Raw genomic sequence first — 23,292 nt, forward strand, 5'->3', positions numbered from 1 at the left:
GTACACACGCTGGTTCGCCGCCGCACACCTCGGCACCGAGGACGACCACACTGCCCTGGAAGGGTTGTTCGAGGAATTGGCTGGGGACGCGGAATAAGCGCTGCCACACTATGTTTTGCTGCCGGATGTAGCTGCGCTCGATATGTCGACGCAAGGGCCGCGAAACACCGCGCCCACGCCGTCGGGTCGCAAAAGCTGCGGAGAAGTTCGGGGCTGACCCAGAACTTCCGGTCATTCAGGAGAAGGACCCAAGGGATGGGCAATACCGCCCCAGCGGTGTACGAGCCGATGGCACGCGTGGACGAGCTCGGGCGGGTGCAGTTCGCTGAGTTCGGTGTCGAAGGTGGCGAGGATGCCGGCGATACCGGCCCACGACCAGGCGCCGAGGGTGAGTCGGCAGTGCTCGGTGTCGAGGTATTCCACGACGGAACCTCCCGGCGCCCACTGGGCCACGACGTGCGCGGGCAGGTTGAGCCGGGCGGTTCCGGTGCACGGCCAGGCGGCGGGGGTGTCGCCGCGGTCATGGGTGCTCATCACGAAGTGGGCGAGGTTGTCGTCGGGCAGCGCGCGGGCGGAGAAATGCTGGGTGGTCGGGCGGGGGTGCAGTCGGTCGACGCGGTGAACTCGCCATCGGCGGTCGGTGAGGTCGTAGGCGACCAGGTACCACCGGGCGGCCCAGACGACCAGGTGATGGGGCTCGATGCGGTGGGCGGGCAGGAAGTCGGGGTCGCCGGGTTCGGGGCGTGTGCCGTCGGGGCGCAGCATCTCGGTGACGAGCACGTGGCGGTGTCGAACGGCGGTTCCGACGGTGGTGAGGGCGGCCGGGTCGATCGGGGGTGCGGGGAACTCCCAGTAGTTCTGTAGCCGGGTCAACCGCAGGGATTCCATTGCCGCCCGCAGCGTGGGGGGCATGACTCGGTGCAGCGTGGCCAGCGCCCGCGCCGCGTCGTCGCCGAGGCCGAACATCGTGCTGGGCGCGGTTTGCAAGGCCACCGCGATCGCGAGGGCCTGGTCGTGGTCGAACTGCAATGGCGGCAAAGTCTTTCCGGCGCCGAGCCGGTAGCCGCCGTCGGGGCCGTGGATGGTGGCGATCGGATAGTCGAGTCGGCGCAGGGTAGCGGTATTCGACCGGGACACCGATGCGGCGGCGACGGGCGGCTATCACATCACCTTGGACGAGCGGGCGCAGTCGGCGCTGACAGAACTGGTGGATCCGAACATCACGCGGCGGTTGCTGGCATCGGGTTCGGCGCTGCGGCTGCGTGAGCGTGACGCGTTCTGGGACCGCCGCGGCCGGCTGCTCGGTCACGGACCCGATCTGAGCGGCAGCGGCAGTGTCGACGTCGATCGCATCACCCTGCGGATGCTGCTGGCGGAGGCGGTCGGCGACGACCTGCACTTGGGACACAACGTGTCCGGGGTCGGCCACGATGACCACGGCGCGCCCCAGGTGCTGTTCGATGATCGTGCGCCGGTCTCGGCGGATCTGGTGGTGGGCGCGGACGGCACGCACTCGGTGGTCGCCCGCCATCTGGCGGGAGGTCCGACCAACAGACCGACGGGCATCATCGGGTTCTGCGGCCGCACACTTCTGCGAGACCTCAGCCCGGGCGAGCAGCAGCGGCTGAGGCATCGATCGGGCACGGCGATCGGCCCGCGCGGGACAGCCCTGTATGTCGGTTTCCTCGACCCGGTCGGCAACGCCGCGCTCGACGCTCCCGAACTGCGGATGTCGGTCACCACCGGACCCACCTACATCTGGGGCGCCATGTTCCCGGAATCCGCCGCGACCGATTCCATGCGTGACCTGCGGGGTGACGAGTTGCGGGCGGCGCTGCTGAGCCGTTTCCGCGCGCGGCGCTGGGCCGAGCACACGCTCGAAGTGATCGCCCGGGCCGATCCGAACAGTGTGGCCGGGTTCCGATTCAACGCCGCGTCTTGCCGCGCAACGGATCTCGCGCCGTGGCCCGCGGGTCGTATCACCGCGCTGGGCGACGCCGTCCACGCGACGCCGCCCACCGCCGGCATGGGAGCGGGCGCGGCCATTCGCGACGCCGCCAGCCTGCTCGAGCACGTCAGCGAGGCCGCCCGCGGCAGCGTCACCCTCACCGAGGTCGTGGGCGAGTTCGAAGCCGGTATGCGCCTGCGGGGCAGCGAAGTCCTCACTATGGCCATGAAGACCGTGCGGTGGATTCTGGCCACCGACACTACGCTCGGCGCGGCGGCCACCGCAGTGAGCACCCCGATTCTGGCGGCGGTCGCGCGGTTACGTCACTGATGAGACGCGCGGTGGTGGCCAGGCGCTGCTGCTCCATGGCGAGACCGTAATGCTCTGCGGCCCAGGCGATTACGGCGTTGGTTACGAGGTTCAGGGTCTGTGAGCGCTGCGGCGAAAAGATTCTGACGTTCGGACGCTGACCAGCAGTGAGGCGGCGAGCCGAACTTCAACGATCCAGCTGACCCGCAGCACGACATCGTGGTGTTCGGCAATGAGGTCCAAATCCTGCACGACACCCGTACCCGGTCGTCGATGACCCGGAAAACACAAAGGACAAGGAGTCCGCTAACTCCTTGTCCCACTTCAATATATAACGCACCCGGGGCCTTGCGGCAAGGCCCCGGGTATACCGCACAATGATCGGCCCAAGCCAGAACCGGCATGGGCTGGGTCGATATGTGGTCTCGCGGGACGTCGGACGTCCGATGGGAATAGGTGCGAGACATTCGCCGAAATCGGGTGTGGGCGTCGGCGGGCCGCACGGCGCGGCGGACGCAACCGCGACAGTGTTGAACGAGGGGTTTTGATGATTGATGTGATCGTTGCCGGCGGCGGGCCGACCGGCATGATGCTGGCGGCCGAGCTGCGGCTGCGCGGTGTGCGGGCGCTCGTGGTGGAGAAGGAGGCGGAGCCGACCGAGGTCGTCCGGGCGCTCGGTCTGCATGCGCGCAGCATCGAGATCATGGAGCAGCGCGGGCTGCTCGAACGGTTCCGCGCGCTGGGCAAGCAGCATCCGGTGCGCGGTTTCTTCGCGGGGATCATGAAGCCGGTGCCCGAGTCGCTCGACACCGCGCATCCGTACGTGCTCAGCATTCCGCAGCCCGTCACCGAGCGCCTGCTCGCCGAGCACGCCGCCGAACTCGGCGTCGAGGTCCGGCGCGGGTGCGCGGTGGTCGGGCTCACGCAGGACGAGCACGGGGTGACCGCAGAGCTGTCCGACGGCACGCAGGTGCGTGCGCGCTACCTCGTCGGCTGCGACGGCGGCCGCAGCACGGTCCGCAAACTGCTCGGCGTCGCCTTCCCCGGCGAACCCACGCGCGTCGACACGCTGCTTGGCGAGATGGAGCTGACCGCCTCGCCGGAGACCATCGAGGCGGTGAACACCGAGGTCCGCAAGACCCAGCTGAGGTGCGGGGCGATGCCGCTCGGCAACGGGCTGTACCGCGTCGTCGCACCCGCCGCGGGCGTGGCCGAGGATCGCTCGATACCGCCGACGTTCGAGGAGCTGAAGCAGCAGCTGCTGGCGACCGCGGGCACCGACTTCGGCGCGCACTCACCGCGCTGGCTCTCCCGCTTCGGCGACGCGACCCGGCAGGCCGAGCGCTACCGGGTCGGCCGGGTGCTGCTGGCCGGCGATGCCGCGCACATCCACCCGCCGATGGGCGGGCAGGGGCTGAACCTCGGCATTCAGGACGCGTTCAACCTCGGGTGGAAGCTGGCCGCCGAGATCAACGGCTGGGCGCCCGCGGACCTGCTCGACAGCTATCAGGCCGAGCGGCACCCCGTCGCCGCCGACGTGCTCGAAAACACCCGTGCGCAAATGGAATTGGTGTCGCTGGAGCCGGGCCCGCAGGCCGCGCGCAGGCTGGTGGCGAAGCTGATGGACTTCGAGGAGGTCACCCGGTATCTCACCGAGATGATCATCGCGGTCGGCGTGCGCTACGACTTCGGGGAGGGGCACGAACTGCTGGGCCGACGGCTGCGCGACGTGGCGCTGAAGCGGGGACGCCTCTACGAGTTGATGCGTGGCGGTCGCGGACTGCTGCTCGATCAGACCGGGCGGCTGTCCGTGGCCGGGTGGACGGATCGGGTCGATCACGTCGTCGACGTCAGCGAGGAGTTGGACGTGCCCGCGGTGTTGCTGCGGCCGGACGGGCATGTGGCGTGGGTCGGCGAGGATCAGGAGGGGCTGGTCGGCGCGCTGCCGAAGTGGTTCGGTGTGGCCGGCTGAGCTGTCCGTTTGCGGAAACTAGGGCTCCTAGGTTAAAACTTAGGAGCCCTAGTTTGACGGAGGTTCGCACATGATGGCAAGAGCCGGGTTGACCGCGGAGCGGATCACCCGCGCCGCGGCCGATCTCGCCGATGAGATCGGCTTCGACAATGTGACGATGTCGGCGCTGGCCAAGAAGTTCGGCGTCAAAGACGCCAGCCTCTACTCGCACGTGAAGAACCTGCGCGAACTCCGCGCGCGCGTCAGCATGCTCGCCGCGGCCGAGAAGACCGCCCTGATCGCGGACGCCGTCGCGGGCCGGGCGGGCCGCGACGCGCTCGCCGCCTTCGCCGATGCCTGGCGCGGCTACGCGCGGCGCTACCCCGGCCGCTACACCGCGACCCAGACGCCCGTCGCGCCCGGCGTGGTCGAGGTCGACCCCGCCGCGGCGCGCGGCGTCGAGCTCACCTACGGCATGCTGCGCGCCTACGGACTGACCGAGCCCGACCTCACCGACGCGGTTCGGTTGCTGCGCAGCACCTTTCACGGCTACGCCGCGCTGGAGGCGAGCGGCGGCTTCGCCCATTCCCGCGACACCGACTCCTCCTGGGAGCGCATCATCGACGCCCTGCACGTCACCCTCGAGCAGTGGCCCACCCGCGACAAGGAACAGCAATGAGATCCGACACCCTGAAGGTCCCGGGCGCCACCCTGTATTACGAGGTGCGCGGCGACGGACCCGTGCTACTGCTCCTGCCGGGCAGCGGCGGTGACGCGGCCGTCTTCGATCCGATCGCCGACACCCTCGCCGAGCACTTCACGGTCGTCACCCTCGACCCCCGCGGTTACTCCCGCAGCGTGCTCGACTCCGCCGAACCGGTCGACCAGCAGGTCGAGGTGCAGCGCGACGACGCCTACCGACTGCTCGAAACCCTTACTCCCGCAGGCGAAGACGCCTACGTCTTCGGCGGTAGCGGCGGCGCGGTCGTCGCCCTCGATCTGCTCGCCCACCACCCCGAGCGTCTGCGCCTCGTAATCGCGCACGAGCCACCATGTTTCGCCGTCCTGCCCGACGCCGCGGCGCACAAGGCTTTCGTCGACGAGGTTTACACGCTGTTCCGCACCGAGGGCGTCGCCGCCGCCGGCGCCCGCTTCCTCGAAGGCATCGGCGCCACCATGAAGCCCATGCCCGACCCCGCCGACCTTCCCCCGCGCACCGCCGAGATGATCCCCCGGCTACACGCCAACGCCGCGCTCATGATGGCGCACGAACTTCGCGCCATCACCTCCTACCTGCCCGACGAACCCGCCCTCGCCGCCCACATCGACCGCCTCGTCCTTGCCGCAGGACTGGAGACGCGCGGTCATCTCCCCCACCGTCCCGCTGTCACCCTCGCCGACCGCCTCAACATCCCCCTCATCGAATTCCCCGGCGGCCACAGCGGTTTCACCGATGCCCCCAGCGAATTCGCCGGCCAGCTCCTCGAGTTGCTCCTGGCCGCGCGGGCGCGCTGACGGGGCGATGGCTCAGTAGGTGAAGCCCGCTTCGTGGTCGGCGGCGGCGATTTGAGGGTGAAATCGTTTGTGGACCCAGTGTGGGCGGTCCAGGAGGGTCAGTTTTCCCCAGCGGCCGGAGACCGGACCTAGTTGCGTCTGGCGTGGCAAGGTGCCGATCAGGCGCTGGGGGCTGGCACCGCCGGACAGCTTGCTGCTCTCCAATATGTAGATGGCGCCCTGGGTGACGGCGACACAGCGGTATTCGATCCAGAACATGGTGAGGCCGGTGAGATATGTGATGACGAAGAAGAGGAAGTTCGGCGCGGCTTGGCAAATGAAGGCCTGGCGGATCTCGCTGCCTTCGGGCAGGAATGGGGCCGAACGCTCGACCAGGTCGCGTCGTGGTGCGGAGTGCGGGTCGGGCCTGCTCGTCATCGACAACTACATACCATGTCGGGGCGCCCGATGCAGGCACCCGGCGCCAATTACACTGTCTGGCAACGGCCCCCACATCCTGACCCTGTGTGGGTCCACCCGGCCGCAGGCTGCAATGATCCGCGCGGTGAACGTGCGGATCATTGGAACCTGCGGAACCTGTCCCACCGAGTCGCCGCTAGGATTTCCCGCAGCGCTGTGACCTTCGAGCAAGGGAGCAGAGTAATGAGACATGCGCGGGCGACCAGCCCGGACCGATCCGACATCGACTCATGACCCGCCGGCGAGCCGACACATTCGCCCTGATTCTGCGTCAACGGCACGCGCTCGCGGACCTTCTGGAATCGCTCAGCGACGCCGAATGGGAAGCCCCCTCATTGTGCGCGGGCTGGTCCGTCGGAGACGTTGCGGCCCACTGCATCCAATCCCACGTGGCATCACCGTGGCGACTGGCCGGCGAGTTCCTCACCGCAGGGTTCCGGCTCGACGCGCGCAACGAGCGCTGGGTGAAAACCCGTCGCGGCCGCAGCAAACCGACTGTGCTCGCCGAATACCGCGCGACCGCCGACCGCATGCGCATCCCGGCATCGGAAGCCCCCTACGCACTGGTCGAAGCGGTCGTCCACGGCTACGACATCGCCCGCCCGCTACACAAACACCTACCCGTGCCACCGGAGGCCCTCGTACTCGTCACCGAAACCTGTTGCAACACAGGACTATTCCTGCACAGCAAACAGCGAGCCACAGGCCTCGACCTCCACGCCGCCGACATCCCGTGGTCGAAAGGCAGAGGCCCCCGAATCACCGGCCCACTCGCATCGATCATCCTCGCCATCAACAGCCGCCCCACCGCCCTCACCGACCTCTCCGGCCCAGGCCTCCCCATACTCAGATCCCGCCTACTGCCGCCCGGTACTGTCTAGCGAAACCTGTTCTGTCCGTTTCCATTCCGGCAGCGAGAGGTAGGTTGCCGCACGCAACGCCCACTCCACCGGACCGTATCGGTGATTACGCAACCACCACTGGCTGAACCGCAATTGGGCCGCGTAGGTGAGGAGGGCGATCGCGATGACCCCAGCCGGTGGGATCTTGTCGACCAGTGCGAACCCGTATCCGGTGTAGATCACCATGAGGACGATCGACTGCCCGATGTAATTGGTCGCCGCCATTCGCCCCGCGGGCGCCAGCACACCGACGATCTGAGCCGTGCGCGGTATCTGCGCGAGCCACACAATGCCCGCGATATACGCGAAGGTCATCAGCGGATTGACGAGTTCCTGCACTCCTGGCCAGAAGCCGGGCTCCGTGATCCACCCCATCGAATCCCCGAAGGTCACCGCCGACACCGGCAGCCCGACCGCCAATCCGCCGGTGAGCACCCGAGGAGCCCAGTGCCGCAACGTTTCCCGATCGGTGAACAACTCCCGCTTCCCGGCGGCCATGCCGATCAGGAACATCCCGAAGGCGGTGAATCCCTGCGTGAACCAGATCAGCGCGATGAACGCGGGCGCGAGCCACACCTGGTTGCCGAACGTGTCGGCGAAGGTTCCGTTGTATCCGTCGTGCATGCGCTGCATGTCGAACAGGTCGCCCAGCGCCTGGAGGTCGTGATCGCCGGGCAGGAAGCCCCACGCGCACCACAGCACATACAACACCGCCCCGCCGATCGCGGCGGTGCGCGGCTTCAACCTCTTCAAGGGAATCAGGATCAGGCAGAGAAACGCGTACAGCGTGAGAATGTCGCCGATCCACAGCAGGAACACGTGCGCCACGCCGATCATCAGCAGCGCCAGACACCGGCGCAGCAGCCGCGCGTTGGCCGACACCCCCGCGCGCTGTGCCGCCGCGATCTGCAGCGTGAACGAGTAGCCGAACAGGAACGCGAACAGCAGGTAGAACCGTCCCTCGAACAACGCGCTGACCAGGGACTCGACCACCCGGTCGATCGGCCCGTCGAAGCGTAATCGCAGATCGTCGCCCGCTGCGCCGAACGACCACAGTGTGGTCGCGAAGATGACGTTGGTGACGAGGATGCCGAACAGCGCGAAGCCGCGCAGCGTATCGACCTCCGCGATTCGACGACTCGAAACGGACAGACCGGTCATGGTGTCGAACGTAGCCACCGGTGTCGACGCGGCGCGTCGGCCGCCGGGCTGATGACCGCCCTGATCTCGGGCCGCCGCGATCGCGACCTGTGGCGTATTGACATCCGCCGCCCGGCGGTCAGGCGAGGTCGGCGACCTCGAGATAGATCTGCCGCTCGACCGCTATCTCGGCCAGAAACCCTTGCGCGCCACCGGCAGTCGCCGGGAACGCCGCGACCGCGAGTTCGCCCGCCCGCAGCCGCGCCCCGGTGAACTCGCGCTGTCCGAGGATGATCGGCTGGGCGTGCGGGAAGCCCGGCCCGGCGACGTCGTCGGGCAGCGGCTCGCCGAGCAGGTCGGTGACGGTTCCGGGGATGAGCCGGGCCGAGACGATCTGATCGAAGCTGGGTTGGCGGGTGATGTGGTGTGCCAGGTAGAGCCGGTCGGGCCGGCCGAAGCACAGGTGGGTGAGCAGGCCGCGGCCGCGCTCGCGAGCGGGGTCCAGCTCGGCGAAGTGGATGACGCGGCGCACCGTGGCGCGGACCTCGGTGGCGATCGCGACGCCGCCGCGTTCGCGCCTGCCGCGAATCAGGGTGCCGCGGAACGACCGGCGGGGACGCGGACGCGCCGGGTCCAGCTCGGCGACCGGGAAGTCCTCGGGATCGAAGGTGTGGATGTCGGCGTAGCCGATCCGTCGATCCGCGCCGAGGGCGCGGCTGCCGCGCTCGTCCAACTCGACGGCGAGCAGTATCTGGAAGTTGTAGGGCGCCTGGAACGTCGGACGGTACGAGAGATAGCAGTCGACGCCGGTCCCGAAAACCACCATGTCGTGCAAGCCCGCACCGCCTGTCAGACCGGGCCGGTGATGGTGCCTGGGTGCCCGAATATGGATTGCGCTCATGATGAGCTCCTTTTCTCGCACCATCACAGTGCCGAGAATTGAGGCCGGTGCCATGAGTGCCGGGCTACTCGAATACCCCGTGACCAGCTACTCGACCCTCGCCGCGCAGCGCAGGCAACCCGCGTGACCTAGTGCGGCGCCGCCATGGCTCGCAGATCGGGAAGGTTGCCGATCCGCTGGCTCGCCGGCCTGCCGGGCGCATCGGTCTGCGGCGAGCCGGTCGCCCGCAGACGCGCACGCACCTCCGCGGGTGTTCTGCGATGACCCGCCGCGGTACTGATCCCCTGATAACTGGCGACGGTGCCGGCGACGATCGGTGAGGCACTGGACGTCCCGCTGAACACGTCTGTGTACCAGAGATCTTCCTCGGAACCGCCCTGCAGATCGCCGTAACCGGTGCTGGTGACCTCCCGCCCCCAAGCCTGCGCGTCCACCCGAGACCCGAAGTTGGAGAACGCCAGCCGCGACCGGCCCGGCCCGTGGTCGCTGCCGTGGAACCCGGCCGGCGGCGCGCCCGCGCCGACGATGATCGCGCCGGAATCTGCCGCGCCACCGCGAAACGGGTTGCGCCACGTGGACGGAAAGTCCGCGGGCCGCGTGCTGTACAGGGCGGCGTCGAGATCTTCGGCGCCGTTGCCGCCCGCCTCCACCACGACGACGCCGCGGCCGACGGCGTAGCGGATGGCCGCGAGATCGTCGGGCCACCATTCGATGGCGATATACCCGGCCTGGTCCGGGCGGCCGGCATAGTTGAATCTCGGTCCGGGACGGTGCAGTTCGAGCAAGATGACATCGCCCGCACCGAGCGCGTCCGCGGCGGTGCGGATCGCGGCGGCCGAACCGAGTCCGAAGAGGGAGACGGCCCGCAGCAGGGCGTCGGGGGCGAGGCCGGTGATGCCGAAGGCGTTCGCGTCGCCGCTGATCTCGCCGGCGACCGCGGTGCCGTGGTCGCGCCAGCCCTGATCCGAGGAGGGATCGCCGCCGATCACGCCGCCCTGGTTGACCAGCAGGTCCTCGTGGGTGAAGCGCCACGCGCCCTCGACATCGATCACGCGCACGTCTCGCCCGCGTCCGCCGGGCACGGTCCAGGCCCAGCGGGCGTCGACGCCCTGCGGCGCGGGGTCCAGATACCCTTGGCGCGCTTCGAAATTCGGGGTGACCGGTGGGGCGTCGGCGGTCGAGCGCGCGGCGGCGCCGTCGGGGGCGATCGGCGGTTCGGCCGGTGGTTTGAGGTAGGCGCCGTCGACCGCGCTGTCTTCGCGCAGCCACGCGGCGAGGGCGGCGAGCCCCTCGGTGAGACCGTGCACGGAGAAGTACCGCAGGTACTCGGCGGCGACGGGCTCGTGCGGTGTTCCCGCGACGCGCCCGTGCAGCCGGTCGATCGGGCCGAAGACGCGCGCGAGCCGAGCCCCTGCGGGCAGCAGCGTCGCCAACCGCGCCTCGGTATCGCGACTGTGTTCGAGCGCGCTCGGGGTGAGTGAGGTGTCCGGACCGTGCGTGACGACGATCAGCTCCGCCTGCGAGCGGGGCGCGGACTGCTGAGTTGTCATGCATTCAGTGAACCCGGTGCGCGGACCAGGCACTACCGTAATGCGTTACGCGGTCGCCGCGCGTCGGCATTGCGTGCACGTGTCGGGTTCAACGGCGTGCACGTGTCGGGTTCAACGACGTTCGTAAGGCGTTCAGGGATCGAACCGAACCGCCCGCATGGGCGAAACCGCGGGCATGTCCACGACACCGCGGCGCACCGCCACGACGCTGAGCACCTCCATCGCCCCGAGCCCGACGATCAGCAGGCCGGCCACCACGCCGAGCGCGTCCACCGAGTCGAACGGCAGCACCGCGACCACGATGCCGAGCGCCAGTGTCGCGAGTCCGAACGCCTCCTGCCTGCCGCTGCCGACGAGGTTGTCCGACCAGACCGCGACCGTCGCGTGGCAAATCCCGCGGACCGCCCAGGCCAGCGCGATCCAGAACGACAGCAGCAGCGCCGAATTGCCGCCGCCGAAACACAGCACGGCGAGCAGCATCGACGCCAGACCGCTGCCGAACACGAGCACGCGCAGCACGGCCGCGATCCGCGCGCCGAACGCGACGATCCACTGCAGCGCGCCATTGAGCAGCAGGTACGCGCCGAATAGCGACTCCGCGTTCGGCAACGACTTGTGTGGCCACACCGCGACGACCACACCCACGATCATCGAGCAGACGCCGGCCACCAGAACTGCCTGCCGGGCTCCTCCGGCCAGTGGTTCCGAGCGCCCTTCCAGCTCGTTTTCGGGCATAGCTACATGGTATGACCGTTCGAATCCGTTAGCGGCGTGTTTGCTTCACTCGGTGCGCCCGGGTGCGCACCGAAGTCCGCACGGCAGCGCTCAGGCCTCCTCGTGACCGGCGAATGTCAGGAACACTCCGCGCACCTCAGTGTCGTCGGGCAGCCGCCACGGCGCGGTGACGTGCCCCGCGCCGGGACTTTCGGACGACGCGTCGCCGGGCCGCAGGATCCGGTTGATCCGGATGATCGCCGTGCTGCCCGGTACTCGCGCGCCGACCATGATGTCGGTGCGCGTCGATCCGTCCTCCGCCGACACCGGCTCGGAACCCAGTGCGGGAACGGCGATGTCGGGAACCGTCACTGTGACGGACTCGTCCACCGTCGAACTCTCGTGCTGGGCCTGGGCCCGCACCGCCCCGCTGAGCAGCGCCAAGATCTGCGCCACGACCACCGGATCGCGCGTGCCGTCGTAGAGCCACCGCTGCCCGAGCACGCCGTGGGTCGAGGTGCCGACCAGCGCGTCCTCGGCTCCCTCGAGCGGCGCGCCGCGATAGGCGAACGGCACCTGATAGGTGATCGGCTCGTCCGCCGAACTGTCGGTCACGGCCACGACCTCGATCCCGACTTCCCCGTCCGGATCATCGAGCCGAAACCCGCCGACCCGCCGCAGCACAGGCGTGTCGCCACCGCGATACCAGGTACGCGTCGGCAACCAGGCTTTCAGCAACTCCACCTTGGTGGGAACCATTGTGGTTTCGTGGATTACGGCCATACCGGTGCTCCCTCTGTCGCGGCATCTGGAGTTTAGCTAGCCGCCGACTTTGCCGGACATGTCGTACTCCTGGTAGATCTGCGCGGCGTTCTCGGTGGTGACCTGCGTCGTGGAGAGCACCTGCTTCTTCTCGACCGGTTGGTTGTGCACCAGCTTCACCAGCGTGTCGACGGCCTGCTCGGCGCCGGTCGGGTAGACGAAGGTGGTCAGCAGCTGTCCGTTCTGCACGGCGCGGATGCCGCCGGTCGGGATGGCGAGCCCGTCGACGCCGATGATCGGGATGGTTCCGGCCTTGCCCGAGCCCTGGATGCCGAGTTGGGCGCCGAGGGCCATGTCGTCGTTGTGCGCGTAGACGAGGTCGATCTTGTCACCCTTGGACAGCCACTGCTGCATGATCGTGGTGGCGTTGGCCTTCAGCCACTTGGCCTCCTGCTCCTCGATGATGGTGATGTTGTGGCCCGCGATGGCGTCGCGGAAACCCTTGTCGCGGTCGATCTGCGGCTGATCGGACAGGATGCCGCGCAGTTCGACGACGTTGCCGCCGTTGGGCAGCGCCTTGATCGCGGCCTCGCCGGCGAGCTTGCCGATGACGTAGTTGTCGCCGCCGATGAACGCGCTGTAGCAGTCGGTGCTGACGGTGCGGTCGAGGATGATCACCGGGATCTTGGCATCGCAGGCCTGTTGCACGGCGGCGGTGAGCGGGGCCGGCTCGTTGGGCGAGACGATGAGCGCGTTCACCTTCTGCTGAATGAATGTCTGCACCTGGCTGACCTGCGTCGCGCTGTCCTGATGGGCGTCGGTGATCGGCAGCAGTTTGAGGTCGGGATGCTGTTTGACGTAGTACTGCAATTGCAGGTTGAGTTGCGCGCGATATGGCTCGGCGTTGTTGGATTGCGAGTAGCCGACGACGAACTGGCCGCCGTCGGACGGGCTCGGCGGATTGGACGCGCAGGCCACCGCGGCGACGGCCGTCGTACAGAGCGCGAGCGCGATGAGAACTGAGCGACGAGTGGATGACATGTGTACTCCTGGAACGGTTTCGGTTGATTCGACTCCGGCCCGGCGGCCTCGGTCGCGAACGGCATCGGGTGCCGCTGCCTACTCGCGGGCGACGGCCTCGGGCCGACGGGGTAGCCACCGCGCCAGCGGCCCGGTCAGACCGCGGAAGAAGCCGGGGCGCTGTAGCACGACGGCGACCACGACGATCAGCCCCTTGATGATCAGCTGGGCGTTGTCGCTGACCGCGTTCAACCCCAGCACGTTGTCGAGCAGGGTGAGGATGAGCGCGCCGACGAAAGTGCCGGTGATCGTGCCCTTTCCGCCGGCCAGGCTCGCCCCGCCGATCACCGCCGCGGCGATGGCGTCCAGCTCGTACCCGGTGCCGGCCAGCGGGTCGCCCGACGCGCGGTAGGCGGCGTCGATCGGCCCGGCGAACCCGGCGAGCATGCCAGAGAGGGTGAACACCGCGATTACCACCAGCGTCACGTTGACGCCGGAAAGCCTTGCCGCCGTGGGGTTTCCGCCGACGGCGTAGATGTGGCGGCCGAAGGTGGTCTTGGAGAGCACGAGCTGGGCGATGACGCAGACGCCGACGAGAGCCAGTACGGGGTAAGGGATTCCGGACGTGCCGAACAGCGGCAGCCACGTCCCCTTGAACAGCGTGTGGCCCGGCGTGCCCAGCAGCGCGAACTCCGAGGAAGCCGGCGTGAGATGGCCGTTCTCGTCGTACACCGCGGTGCCGACGGCGACGTTGCCGGAGATCTGGCGGTCGATGCCGCGGACTATCGACAGCATCGCCAGCGTCATGACGAACGACTGGATCCGGAACACGGTGGTGCCCAACCCGTTACACAGTCCGAAGAACGCGCCGACCAGCGCGCAGGCCGGAATGATCAGCCACGGATCCAGGCTGTGGTCGACCAGCAGCATCGCCGCCGCCATCGAGCCGATGCCGAGGATCGACCCCACCGACAGGTCGATGCCCGCGGTGATGATCACCAGGGTCACGCCGACGGCGAGGATGCCCCGCGAGGAGAACGCCGTGATGGCGTTGGTGATGTTGGTCTGGTTCCAGAAGTATTGGCCCTTGGTGCCGACGCCGATGAGGATCACCAGCAGGAGCCCGATATACCCTTGGGCCGCACCGAGATACGGCGTCAGCCTGGTCAGCCGCGACCACCCTCGGGACGCGACGGAACGCTGGTCGGCGGGCTGGGAGTCCGTCATTCGTGGTCCTCGGTGGTGATGCTGTGGCTGTTGTTTCGGCGCGAGGTGACGGCGGGCGCGCGAGCCATGGCCGCCGCGAGGATCGCCTCCTGATCGAACGGCGCGCCCCGCTCGGGGTCGCGATGGAACTCGCCGGTGCGGCGGCCCTCGCAGAGCACCAGGATGCGGTCGCACATGCCGATCAGTTCGAGCAGCTCGGAGGAGACCGCGAGAATGGCCGTGCCCTGCCGGGCGAGCCGGTCCATCAGGGCGTGCACCTCCGCCTTCGCGCCGACGTCGATGCCGCGGGTCGGCTCGTCCATGAGCAGCACCGACGGGTGGGTGAGCAGGCACTTGGCCAGCACCACCTTCTGCTGATTGCCGCCGGAGAGGTTCGCGACCGTGGTGGCGAGCGAGGGCGTCTTCACCTTCAGCTCGGCGATCTTCGCCGCGACCGCGGCGCGTTCCCGCCGGCCGTCGACCGTGCGCCACGGGCGCAGGTAGCGGTTCAGGGCGGCCAGCGAGGCGTTGAAGCGCACGCTGTTGGTGAGCATCAGGCTTTGTGCCTTGCGGTCCTCGGCGACCAGGGCGACGCCGCGGGCTATCGCGCCGCGCGGACTGTGCGGCCGATACGGGCGCCCCGCCAGCTCGATCGTCCCGCTCACGCCGGTGCCCGCGCCGTAGAGCGCCTCGAGGACCTCGCTGCGGCCCGCGCCCATCAGGCCGGCCAGCCCCACTATCTCGCCCTCGGCCACGTCGAACGAGAGATCGTGCAGCGCAACGGCGTCGGTGCCCGCCCTCGGCGTGGTGCTCAAATGTCGCACGGACAGGGCGGTTCGGCCGCCTCGGTGCTGTTCGGCGCCGCGCGGGAACAGCTCGCCGAGCGGGCGGCCGACCATCAGCTGGATGAGTTCGGTTCGGTCCGTGGTCTTCATCGGGCGGTCCCCGACGTAGTCGCCGTCGCGCAAAACCGTGACGGTGTCGGCGATCTGCTCGAGCTCCTCGAGCCGGTGCGAGATGTAGACGACGCCGACGCCGTGCCCGGTCAGATTCCGGATGACGGTGAACAGCCGCGCGACCTCCGCCTCGGTGAGCGCGGACGTCGGTTCGTCCATCACCAGGACCTTCAGGTCGTGGTTGAGCGCCTTGGCGACCTCGATGAGCTGTTGCTCGGCGAGGCGGCATTGCCGAACCAGCCTGCGCGGCTTCAACTCCAGGCCGACGCGCGCCAGCAGCTTCGCGGTCCGCGCGTCCATCGCCGAACGGTCGAGCGTGCCGCGGACGGTGCGCAGTTCCTGGCCGAGGAACAGGTTGTCCGCGATCGACAGCTCCGGCACCAGGTTCAGCTCCTGGTGGATCATCGCGATGCCGTGCCGGGTGGCGTCCTTGGGGCTGCGCAAATGCACGGGGCCGCCGTCGATTTCGATGCTGCCCGCGTCGGGGGTGAAGACGCCGGCGAGGATGTTCATCAACGTCGACTTGCCTGCGCCGTTCTCGCCGAGCAGCGCCACGACCTCGCCGGCGTGCAGGGTGAGCCGCACGCCGCGCAGCGCCTTGACGCCGGGGAACTCCTTGACGATGCCGCGCATCTCCAGCAGCGGGCGAGCTTCGGTGCGGGTCATGGGATTCCGCGTGGGATGCGTGCCATCTGATCCCTCCCCCGTCGTCGGCTGGTGGGCGGCTGCACCATTCAGTGTGACATGGGTCTCAGAAATCGATTTCTGCTACCGTAAGTTTCGGAGCATCGAGCCGTCAAGTCCATTGAGCGACCGAACTTGTCGGCCACGGTGACGCCAGCTATCGCGGTGCGAGGAAATCGGTTTCACGCTCGCACGCACGGCAGTGAAGGGCGGTTACGCCGCAGATGGCGACGGTGACGATTCGTGACGTCGCGGCACTGGCCGGGGTCTCGCCGGCCACCGTGTCGCGGGTGCTCAACGCCGACCCCCGGGTCGGCGCGCCGCTGCGCGAGCGCGTGCACGTCGCCGTCGAGAAGCTCGGCTATCGGCCGAACAGCCAGGCCAGGTCCCTGCGCACCCGCGCGACCAGGGTGCTCGGGCTCATCATCACCGACATTCAGAATCCGTTCTTCACCGCCCTCGCCCGCGGGGTCGAGGACGCGGCGAGCGAACGCGATTACTCGGTGGTCCTTGCCAATTCGGACGAGAGCCTCGACAAGGAGCAGCGCTACCTCGAGGTCGCCGCCGCCGAGCGGATGGCCGGGGTCATCCTGGCCCCGTCCTCCACCGCGCACAGCCGGATCGGCACGCTCACCGAGCGCGGCATCCCCGTGGTCGCCATCGACCGGCGGCTGCGCTCGGCCGAGGTCGACAGCGTGAGCGTGAACAATCAGAAAGCGGCGAAAGACGCTGTCGGGCATCTCATCTCGGCCGGTTGCCGACGTATCGCGATGATCACCGGCCCGTCCGGCGCGTCCACGGCGACCGGGCGGCTCAGCGGTTACCGGTCCGCGCTGCGCGAGGCGGGCATCGAGCCCGACCCCGCGTTGGAGATTCGCGGCGACTACCGCATCGAAGGGGGCCGCGCGGCCGTGCGCGCGGTACTGGCGCTGCCCGAACGGCCCGACGGACTGTTCGTCGGCAACAACCTGATGATGGTCGGCGCCCTCAACGCCCTCGCCGACACCGGCGTCCGGTTTCCCGCCGATATCCTGCTGGCCGGTTTCGACGAGATGAGCTGGGCCGGTTTCGCGCCGCCGATCACCCTCGTCGAGCAGCCCAGCTACGAAATCGGCCGCCGCGCAACCGAACTGCTGCTGCGCCGGGTGGCGGGTGAGGTGTTTCCCGCCCAGCGCATTGTTCTGCCGGCTCGACTGCGCATTCGCGGGAGCACGCACCGCGTCGCGTGAGCGGAGCACCGTCCTCATCGAACCGAGCGGGACACGCTGGTCCTGCGCGAGACGGGTCGACAGCGCGCGGGTCGAGCGCGGTCCGCCCGGTCGGGTGGGTCGGTCTGCGTGGGCGGGATGCACCCTGGTGCAACGGACCCGCGGGTGCGGATCTCAGCCCAGGATCAACTGGGTGGCGCTTTCGAGGATGTCGGCGCGAGTGCCCGTGTGGTGGCCTGCGGCAATGAGGTGGTTGGCGATCACCAGGGAGAAGGCGAGCATGCTGCGGGCCTCGACGTCGCGTGGGTCGTCGCTGATCGCGCCGAGGAGGTCGCGCAGGTAGTCCATCCGGCGGTTGTCGACGCGCTCGAGCCGGGCGGCGACGGCAGGATCGCGGCGGGCCCATTCGCGCACAGCGAGATCCAGGGGCAGCAGTTCCTTCGAGAAGGTCAGCTTGCCGGCCTTGAGTACCTTGCTCCTGGTGTCGCCGCCTTCTTGCTCGACGCGCTGCCTGACCTCGTCGATGCTGCGATGTTCCCAGGTGTCGAGGACGGCGTCGAGCAACTCCTGGCGGCCGGAGAACTGTCGATAGAACCCGCCCCTGGTCACACCCAATTGCGCCGCAAGGGTTTCGACACGGACGGCATCGGGTCCCGACTCGGACAGAATCGCCATGGCGGCGTCGAGCCAGGCGTGACGCGGGTTCCGCACGGGTGGGGCCATCGGCAGTCAACCAATCAGTAGCAGGGCTCTTACTCTACCCATCATAGATACAGTACAGTTCTGTATCTATGGCGGGTATGCCGACATCCGCGGACGAGACCGATCGAGAGGGACTTCCATGACACGCTTCGGAGCGAGCGAAAAGCATGCCGACGCTGAGCGGCGGCCGCGGGTCGACGCCGTCGCCGTCGACTCCGGCATGCTTGCCTCGAGCACGTTGTCCGAAATCGAGCACAGCGACGCGCATTTGCTGTACACCGATCGTGCCGCCGACCGCTCGGCGGAACAGTGGACGCGGGCGATCCTGGAGGAGGTGCCCGCTGAGGTGCGGGCGATGCTCGAGCGGGCTTGGGGGATCATTGGGCTGCGCCTGGCGCCCACAGGCACCGCGCACACTGTCGCAGGGTGGTCGGTCGCGCGAGTCGGCGCCGATCACATTCTGCTGCAAGCGGAGTCTACCCTCGGTTTCACAGGACAGTTGTTGGTCCGGTGCGGCGAAAAGGGTGTTCTCCTGGCGACTTTCGTCCAGTTTCACGACCCGGGCGCGTCTACCGTATGGGAGCGGGCGCTGCCCGCTCACCTCGGGGTCGTACGTTCACTGCTAGAGGGGGCCGCCTTCCGGTAAAGAGATGGCACGCGGTCTAGTGCAGAACCCGATACCTCGCGATCAACGGCGTCGAACGCCCGGCCGAGATCGAGCGGGTCCACGGTTCGGCTGATCAACGGTTGCCGAGCGGGAGAGGTCGCAGCCCAGATCGCTACTCGGACTCCTTGTCGGTTGCGCGTCGACGCCGCTCGGCGCGCAACTCCGGGTCGAGGCGTTCGCGCATGGGGTGGTCGGCGCCGGGGCCGGCGAGGAAGGCGAGGTCGACGGCGGAGAGGGGGCGGCCGCTGTGCTGGTCTACGAGGCCGGGAACGATCTCCTCGCCGGTGTCGCGATCGGTGAGGACCACGGCGGGCGCGTCGGCTCCCGCGTGTTTGCGGCCCCAGGCGTAGAGGGCGATGAGGACCGGGGAGAGGTCTCGGCCCTTGTCCGTGATGACGTATTCGTAGCGCGGCGGGGACTGGCTGTATCGCCTGCGTTCGAGCAGGCCGCTCTCGACCAGTGTGCGCAATCTCCTGGTCAGCATGGTCGGGGCGATGCCGAGGTTGCGTTCGAACTCGTCGAATCTGGTGAACCCGTCGAGGGCGTCGCGCATGATCAGCAGCGTCCACCAGTCGCCGACATACTCCAGCGCGCCCGCTATCGGACATCCCATCGCTTGGAAACTCGTTCGTCGCACCCGCTGATCCTTCCACGATCCGAAGTTACTTGCATAATAGTAGTCGCTGGTTTTACTGTGAGCGCCGCGGCCGGATCTCGCGCCGCCACACCTCACCTCCTGGTGAATGATCGAAGGGCACATTCGTGACTTCCTCCCCAGACAGCCCCAGCACCACCCTCGTCATCGGCGCTGGCGGGCGACACGGCGGCACCGGCTCCCATGTCGTGCGGCGGCTGCGCGAACACGACCACGCTGTCCGGGTGCTGGTACGCACCGATGATGAACGCGCACAACAGGTTCGAGCGCTCGGCGTGCAGATCGTCGTCGGCGACCTGCTGGACAACCGGACGTTGGACGCGGCCGTGCATGGCGCGGACACCGTGTACTTCACCTACCCCGTCGCTCCCGGCATCGTGCAGGCCGCGGCCAATCTGGCCGCCGCCATCCGGCGCGCCGGGACCACGCCGCGGGTGGTCGTGATGTCCATGGCGGTCGCCGCCGCCAACAGCCCCAGCGGTCTGGGGCGCGCGCAGTGGGCCGCCGAGGAGGTGCTGTCCTGGGCCGGGCTGGAACCGACGGTCTTGCGCGTCAAAGCGCTGTTCTACGAGAACATCGCGCTGTTGCACGGCGAATCCATCCGCCGCACCGGCGGTTTCGCCAATAGCTTCGGCGAGGCCGAGGTGCCGTGGATCAGCGGTCTCGACGCCGCCGACCTCGCCGTGGCCGCGCTGACCGACCCCGCCCGCTACCCTCGCGGCGCCACGCTCTACCCGCAGGGAGCGACCGTGCGAAGCCACGCCGATATCGCCACCCTCATCGGCGAGGAGACCGGAGCTCCGGTGCGATACACCCCCGTCTCGGCCGGGGAATGGCAGCGTGAACTGGAAGAGCTCGCGCAGAGCGGCACGGCGTCGTCGGTGAATGTGGCGATGGCACAGCATATTTCGGCCGTCGGCGCGATGTTCTCCCAGCTGCCCTCGCCCCCGCCGATCGATATCACCGAACTCACCGACGCCATCGGCCGCAAGCCGCAGACGTTCGCGGAGTTCCTGCGCGAGAACCGTCAGCAGTTCGTGGCGGCAGCTGATCGTTGATCTCTCGGCCCGGCCTGCGTGGACACTATCGTGCGAAACCGGGGTCGATCCGGGGCCGGAAAGCACGAAAGTGTCCACGTAGACCGGGATCCGGTAGTCCTGACTTGACCTTCCCCCAGGGGCAAGGTTCGACGATGGTTCGCATGAACGCACTGCACACCATCACGGCCCAGATTCGCGACCAGATCATCGAGTACTGCGAGTCGAACCAGGTCCCCGGGTTCGTCACCGGCATCTACCACGCCGGCGAGCAGATCGTCGTCGCGCACGGCACCGCCAATGTCGCCAGCGGTGCGCCGATGCGCGAGAACACCGGGTTCCTGTTCGGCTCGGTCACCAAGGTCCTCACCACCACGCTGGTTCTCCAGCAGGTCGAACGGGGACGTCTGGATCTCGACGCCCCGGTGCGCGAGTACCTACCGGAATTCGCCGTGAACACACCCGGCGCGGCGGACAAAATTCTTGTGCGGCACCTGATTTCGCATACCAACGGCATCGACGCGGACCTGTATTTCCCCGACGCCGACGGCCGCGACGCCCTGAAGACCTACCTCGCGGGCCTCGACACTGGCGTTCTGTTCGAGCCCGGGGAGCAGCTCAGCTACTCCAACGGTGGCATGATCGTCGCGGGCAGGCTGCTCGAGGTGGTGACCGGCATGTCCTTTTCCGACCTGCTCGACCGCGACATCTACCGCCTCGTCGGCATGCGGGACTCCAGCACCTCCGCCAAGGATGCCATCCTGCGCAGCACGGCTATCGGCCACTTCCTCGACCCGGAAATCATGGCGGCCGAGCCGACTCGCATGTTCATGCTGCCCGACACCTGGGGTCCGGCCGGCGCGACGCCGATCGGGACCGCGGCCGACCTGCTCGCGTTCGGACGCACCCATCTCGCCGACGGTGTCGCCCCGTCCGGCACCCGCGTGCTGTCGCCCGAGTCGGTCGCGCTCATGCGGCAGGTCGCGCACGACATGGCCAGCCCGAACACCCCGCCGATGGGCCTGGGCTGGGTGCTCTACCCCTTCGGCGATACGACCGTCCTCGCCATGTCCGGCGCGTCGCCCGGCGGCGTGTCCATCCTGTGCGTCGTGCCCGAACACGACCTGGTCTTCACCGCCTTCGGCAACACCCCGGGGGCGATCATGCTGCACGACCAGCTCCTCGGGTGGCTGCTGCGCGAGCGTCTCGGCGTCGAAATCCCTACTCTTGTAACGCAATCGGAGGAGAACATCGACCTCGCGCCCTACGTGGGCACCTACCGGTCCGATCAGCTCCGCGTCGACGTCAGCATCGTCGACGGTCAGCTCGAGGAGCGGACGACCTACGAACCGGCCGACGAGTCACAGCAGCGGATCTTCACCGAGTTCGCAGGCGGTTTCACCTCCGCCACGCCACAGCGCTATGTACCGATCCGGCCGGGGCTGTTCGCGCCCGCCGACTACCCACTGGAGACCTTCGACGGATACCTGCGTCTACTGCTCGTCTCCTACCACGACGTCCGCGACGGGAAGGCGCGCTTCCGCAACGGCGGCGGCCGCCTGACCCGGCGGGCCTGACCTCACCGGACGCGAAGTGGAAGGATGACCGGCATGATCACGATCGGCCAGCTCGCGGACTATGCCGGAGTGACCACGAAAACCATCCGCCACTACCACGACCGCGGGCTGCTCGCCGAGCCCGAACGCGACTCGTCGGGTTACCGGCGTTACAGCGCGCAGGACGCCATCGATCTCGTCAAGATCAGAACCTTGGCCGACGCGGGCGTGCCGCTGGCTCGCGTCAAAGATCTCCTCGACGCCGACCCGGAGCTGCTCTCGGCGGCCATAGCCGAGATCGACCGCGGTGTCCGGGACCGCATCGCGCAGCTGCGGCGGACCCGCGGTCAACTCGCCCAATTGCGCGGAGGCGACCGGCTTTTCGTCACCCCGGAGGTCGCCGGCTACCTCGACGACTTGCGCGAACTCGGCATCAGCGAGCGCGGGATCCGGGTGGAACGCGACGGTTGGATCCTCATGCAGACAGCCTCACCCGCCGACGCCGCCGACTGGATCGCCGAGAAGCGAGCTTTCCTCGCCGATGCCGGATTTCGCGCCCTCTACCTCGAATACGACACCGCCTACGACTGGTCGCCGGACGACCCCCGCCTGCCCGCCCTCGCGGACCGCACCCGCACATGGTTCGCCGACCACAGCGGAACCGAGGCCCGCCCCGTCCACAACCCGGACATGGCTCAGCTGGCCGCGCAGTCTCAGCCGGACACCTCCTCCCCGGCCTGGGACCGCCTCGTCCAGCTCATGAAGCAATAGTGACAGCCGGGCCTCGGTCGACCCGCCCGGTCTGAAACCAAAGCGGCCGAGGCTAGTTCGCGCTTCCGGAGTTCCCGGGGCCGACACCCGCGGTCGGACTTGTGTGGGCCGACGTCATCCGGTACCGGACGGCGGTTCGAGCGGCGCCGACGCGCTCCTTAGTCGGCGCTGAGTGGGGCACTTGCATTCATACCGTTGCGGGTTGGGTCGGTTGGGGTTCGGCCAGGAGCTTGTCGAGTTGGGCTTCGGCGCGTTCGGCGCGGGCGAGGGTTTGGGCTCGGGCTTCGTCCAGGGCCTCGATGCGGTGGGCGGCTTCGGCGCGGACCTTGTCGATGGTGGTGGCGGCTTCGGCTCGGGCTGCGGCGATGTCGGCGGTGGCGGTGCGGCGGGTCTCGGCGAGTTCGGCGCGAACGGTGTCGAGTTCGGCGCGGACCCTGCGCCATTCCTCGCGGGCCTCGTTGGCGGCTTCGATCCGTTCCATGGCGGCCTGCTCGGCGCGTTCGGTGGCGCCCTCGGCGTCGGCGGCGCGTTGCACCGCGAGGTCGCGTTCGGAGTGGGCGGCGGCGACCTGGGCCGCGGATTCTCGCTGGGCGTGCGCGATTTCGGTGGCGGCGCGGCTTTCGGCGCGTTCGATCCGCTCGGTGGCTTCCTGGCGAATTCGCTCGATTTCCTCGGCGGC

22 protein-coding genes and 1 pseudogene are annotated in these 23,292 nt (G+C 68.5%); 10 read left to right on the plus strand and 13 right to left on the minus strand.

From position 1 onward, the window contains the following. Positions 1–231 precede the first annotated feature (231 nt). On the minus strand, positions 232–1,137 hold the full coding sequence (locus ON39_RS38340; RefSeq protein WP_051187642.1) for a helix-turn-helix transcriptional regulator: 906 nt from the start codon (positions 1,135–1,137) through the stop codon (positions 232–234). A gap of 34 nt (positions 1,138–1,171) precedes the next feature. Here ON39_RS38340 and ON39_RS38345 point away from each other — a divergent pair, with 34 nt between their 5' ends. The 4 genes from ON39_RS38345 (at position 1,172) to ON39_RS38360 (ending at position 5,723) form a co-directional block, all read left to right on the plus strand. Further along, positions 1,172–2,278 carry an FAD-dependent oxidoreductase gene (locus tag ON39_RS38345; RefSeq protein WP_246002629.1) on the plus strand — a complete coding sequence of 369 codons (1,107 nt, stop codon included), beginning with the start codon at positions 1,172–1,174 and terminating at the stop codon, positions 2,276–2,278. Between the two features lie 526 nt (positions 2,279–2,804). Beyond that, positions 2,805–4,229: a rifampin monooxygenase gene (rox, locus tag ON39_RS38350; RefSeq protein WP_040741539.1), complete on the plus strand. Its 1,425-nt coding sequence runs from the start codon at positions 2,805–2,807 to the stop codon at positions 4,227–4,229. Between the two features lie 70 nt (positions 4,230–4,299). Next, a complete protein-coding gene (locus ON39_RS38355) occupies positions 4,300–4,887 on the plus strand; it encodes a TetR/AcrR family transcriptional regulator (RefSeq protein ID WP_306307559.1) in 588 nt (195 codons plus the stop codon). After that, positions 4,884–5,723 (plus strand): alpha/beta fold hydrolase, encoded by an 840-nt coding sequence (locus tag ON39_RS38360; protein ID WP_040741541.1) that lies wholly within the window; start codon positions 4,884–4,886, stop codon positions 5,721–5,723. The genes ON39_RS38355 and ON39_RS38360 overlap by 4 nt, the downstream gene beginning before the upstream one ends. Before the next feature lie 12 nt (positions 5,724–5,735). Here ON39_RS38360 and ON39_RS38365 read toward each other — a convergent pair whose 3' ends face one another. Beyond that, entirely contained in the window at positions 5,736–6,140 is a 405-nt protein-coding gene (locus ON39_RS38365) for a hypothetical protein (protein WP_051187643.1), read from the minus strand. 272 nt (positions 6,141–6,412) lie between these two features. On the opposite strand from ON39_RS38365, the gene ON39_RS38370 reads away from it, so the two are divergent. After that, a complete protein-coding gene (locus ON39_RS38370; RefSeq protein ID WP_040741543.1) occupies positions 6,413–7,063 on the plus strand; it encodes a maleylpyruvate isomerase family mycothiol-dependent enzyme in 651 nt (216 codons plus the stop codon). On the opposite strand, the gene ON39_RS38375 is transcribed toward ON39_RS38370, so the two are convergent. From ON39_RS38375 to ON39_RS38410, 8 genes are all read right to left on the minus strand, one after another. After that, the gene (locus tag ON39_RS38375) at positions 7,040–8,245 is read right to left on the minus strand and encodes a DUF418 domain-containing protein (RefSeq protein WP_040741544.1); all 1,206 of its coding nucleotides are present in this window, start codon (positions 8,243–8,245) and stop codon (positions 7,040–7,042) included. The genes ON39_RS38370 and ON39_RS38375 overlap by 24 nt on opposite strands. A gap of 118 nt (positions 8,246–8,363) precedes the next feature. Beyond that, a complete protein-coding gene (locus ON39_RS38380; protein WP_146250982.1) occupies positions 8,364–9,125 on the minus strand; it encodes a hypothetical protein in 762 nt (253 codons plus the stop codon). 128 nt (positions 9,126–9,253) lie between these two features. After that, positions 9,254–10,675, minus strand: coding sequence for a S8 family serine peptidase (locus ON39_RS38385; protein ID WP_051187645.1), 1,422 nt, complete (start codon positions 10,673–10,675; stop codon positions 9,254–9,256). A gap of 132 nt (positions 10,676–10,807) precedes the next feature. Next, a complete protein-coding gene (locus tag ON39_RS38390) occupies positions 10,808–11,410 on the minus strand; it encodes a DUF308 domain-containing protein (protein ID WP_040741545.1) in 603 nt (200 codons plus the stop codon). A gap of 90 nt (positions 11,411–11,500) precedes the next feature. Then, positions 11,501–12,172 carry a maltokinase N-terminal cap-like domain-containing protein gene (locus tag ON39_RS38395; protein ID WP_040741546.1) on the minus strand — a complete coding sequence of 224 codons (672 nt, stop codon included), beginning with the start codon at positions 12,170–12,172 and terminating at the stop codon, positions 11,501–11,503. A gap of 36 nt (positions 12,173–12,208) precedes the next feature. Next, positions 12,209–13,192 carry a substrate-binding domain-containing protein gene (locus tag ON39_RS38400; RefSeq protein ID WP_040741548.1) on the minus strand — a complete coding sequence of 328 codons (984 nt, stop codon included), beginning with the start codon at positions 13,190–13,192 and terminating at the stop codon, positions 12,209–12,211. Between the two features lie 78 nt (positions 13,193–13,270). Beyond that, positions 13,271–14,398: an ABC transporter permease gene (locus tag ON39_RS38405; protein WP_051187646.1), complete on the minus strand. Its 1,128-nt coding sequence runs from the start codon at positions 14,396–14,398 to the stop codon at positions 13,271–13,273. Then, positions 14,395–15,999: a sugar ABC transporter ATP-binding protein gene (locus tag ON39_RS38410; protein WP_063713457.1), complete on the minus strand. Its 1,605-nt coding sequence runs from the start codon at positions 15,997–15,999 to the stop codon at positions 14,395–14,397. The genes ON39_RS38405 and ON39_RS38410 overlap by 4 nt, the downstream gene beginning before the upstream one ends. Before the next feature lie 251 nt (positions 16,000–16,250). Between ON39_RS38410 and ON39_RS38415 the strand changes: the two genes are divergently transcribed. Beyond that, positions 16,251–17,246 (plus strand): LacI family DNA-binding transcriptional regulator, encoded by a 996-nt coding sequence (locus ON39_RS38415; protein ID WP_211336221.1) that lies wholly within the window; start codon positions 16,251–16,253, stop codon positions 17,244–17,246. A gap of 153 nt (positions 17,247–17,399) precedes the next feature. On the opposite strand, the gene ON39_RS38420 is transcribed toward ON39_RS38415, so the two are convergent. Beyond that, complete coding sequence (locus tag ON39_RS38420; RefSeq protein ID WP_040741550.1) at positions 17,400–17,948, minus strand: TetR/AcrR family transcriptional regulator; 549 nt, start codon at positions 17,946–17,948, stop codon at positions 17,400–17,402. Positions 17,949–18,066: 118 nt separating this feature from the next. Between ON39_RS38420 and ON39_RS38425 the strand changes: the two genes are divergently transcribed. Beyond that, positions 18,067–18,573 carry a hypothetical protein gene (locus tag ON39_RS38425; protein ID WP_051187647.1) on the plus strand — a complete coding sequence of 169 codons (507 nt, stop codon included), beginning with the start codon at positions 18,067–18,069 and terminating at the stop codon, positions 18,571–18,573. A 133-nt stretch (positions 18,574–18,706) separates the two neighbouring features. Here the strand turns inward: ON39_RS38425 and ON39_RS38430 are convergent, their stop codons facing one another. Then, positions 18,707–19,231, minus strand: coding sequence for a winged helix-turn-helix transcriptional regulator (locus ON39_RS38430; protein ID WP_083894947.1), 525 nt, complete (start codon positions 19,229–19,231; stop codon positions 18,707–18,709). 125 nt (positions 19,232–19,356) lie between these two features. On the opposite strand from ON39_RS38430, the gene ON39_RS38435 reads away from it, so the two are divergent. From ON39_RS38435 to ON39_RS38445, 3 genes are all read left to right on the plus strand, one after another. Continuing rightward, a complete protein-coding gene (locus tag ON39_RS38435; RefSeq protein ID WP_040741551.1) occupies positions 19,357–20,307 on the plus strand; it encodes an NmrA family NAD(P)-binding protein in 951 nt (316 codons plus the stop codon). A gap of 143 nt (positions 20,308–20,450) precedes the next feature. Then, positions 20,451–21,863, plus strand: coding sequence for a serine hydrolase domain-containing protein (locus ON39_RS38440; protein WP_246002627.1), 1,413 nt, complete (start codon positions 20,451–20,453; stop codon positions 21,861–21,863). Between the two features lie 33 nt (positions 21,864–21,896). Continuing rightward, positions 21,897–22,613: a MerR family transcriptional regulator gene (locus ON39_RS38445; RefSeq protein WP_040741576.1), complete on the plus strand. Its 717-nt coding sequence runs from the start codon at positions 21,897–21,899 to the stop codon at positions 22,611–22,613. Between the two features lie 187 nt (positions 22,614–22,800). On the opposite strand, the pseudogene ON39_RS38450 reads toward ON39_RS38445, so the two are convergent. After that, positions 22,801–23,292 (minus strand): annotated as a pseudogene (locus ON39_RS38450) (coiled-coil domain-containing protein); the annotation flags it as partial.

Source organism: Nocardia tenerifensis NBRC 101015, from assembly GCF_000308715.1.
GTDB classification, from domain to species: Bacteria; Actinomycetota; Actinomycetes; order Mycobacteriales; family Mycobacteriaceae; genus Nocardia; species Nocardia tenerifensis.

Bases quoted from the DNA above. Each gene is read 5' to 3' on its own strand.
- rox (WP_040741539.1), top strand. From the start codon at position 2,805: ATGATTGATGTGATCGTTGCCGGCGGCGGGCCGACCGGCATGATGCTG.
- ON39_RS38355 (WP_306307559.1), top strand. From the start codon at position 4,300: ATGATGGCAAGAGCCGGGTTGACCGCGGAGCGGATCACCCGCGCCGCG.
- ON39_RS38360 (WP_040741541.1), top strand. From the start codon at position 4,884: ATGAGATCCGACACCCTGAAGGTCCCGGGCGCCACCCTGTATTACGAG.
- ON39_RS38365 (WP_051187643.1), bottom strand. From the start codon at position 6,140: ATGACGAGCAGGCCCGACCCGCACTCCGCACCACGACGCGACCTGGTC.
- ON39_RS38370 (WP_040741543.1), top strand. From the start codon at position 6,413: ATGACCCGCCGGCGAGCCGACACATTCGCCCTGATTCTGCGTCAACGG.
- ON39_RS38375 (WP_040741544.1), bottom strand. From the start codon at position 8,245: ATGACCGGTCTGTCCGTTTCGAGTCGTCGAATCGCGGAGGTCGATACG.
- ON39_RS38380 (WP_146250982.1), bottom strand. From the start codon at position 9,125: ATGAGCGCAATCCATATTCGGGCACCCAGGCACCATCACCGGCCCGGT.
- ON39_RS38385 (WP_051187645.1), bottom strand. From the start codon at position 10,675: ATGACAACTCAGCAGTCCGCGCCCCGCTCGCAGGCGGAGCTGATCGTC.
- ON39_RS38390 (WP_040741545.1), bottom strand. From the start codon at position 11,410: ATGCCCGAAAACGAGCTGGAAGGGCGCTCGGAACCACTGGCCGGAGGA.
- ON39_RS38395 (WP_040741546.1), bottom strand. From the start codon at position 12,172: ATGGCCGTAATCCACGAAACCACAATGGTTCCCACCAAGGTGGAGTTG.
- ON39_RS38400 (WP_040741548.1), bottom strand. From the start codon at position 13,192: ATGTCATCCACTCGTCGCTCAGTTCTCATCGCGCTCGCGCTCTGTACG.
- ON39_RS38405 (WP_051187646.1), bottom strand. From the start codon at position 14,398: ATGACGGACTCCCAGCCCGCCGACCAGCGTTCCGTCGCGTCCCGAGGG.
- ON39_RS38410 (WP_063713457.1), bottom strand. From the start codon at position 15,999: ATGACCCGCACCGAAGCTCGCCCGCTGCTGGAGATGCGCGGCATCGTC.
- ON39_RS38420 (WP_040741550.1), bottom strand. From the start codon at position 17,948: ATGGCCCCACCCGTGCGGAACCCGCGTCACGCCTGGCTCGACGCCGCC.
- ON39_RS38425 (WP_051187647.1), top strand. From the start codon at position 18,067: ATGACACGCTTCGGAGCGAGCGAAAAGCATGCCGACGCTGAGCGGCGG.
- ON39_RS38440 (WP_246002627.1), top strand. From the start codon at position 20,451: ATGAACGCACTGCACACCATCACGGCCCAGATTCGCGACCAGATCATC.
- ON39_RS38445 (WP_040741576.1), top strand. From the start codon at position 21,897: ATGATCACGATCGGCCAGCTCGCGGACTATGCCGGAGTGACCACGAAA.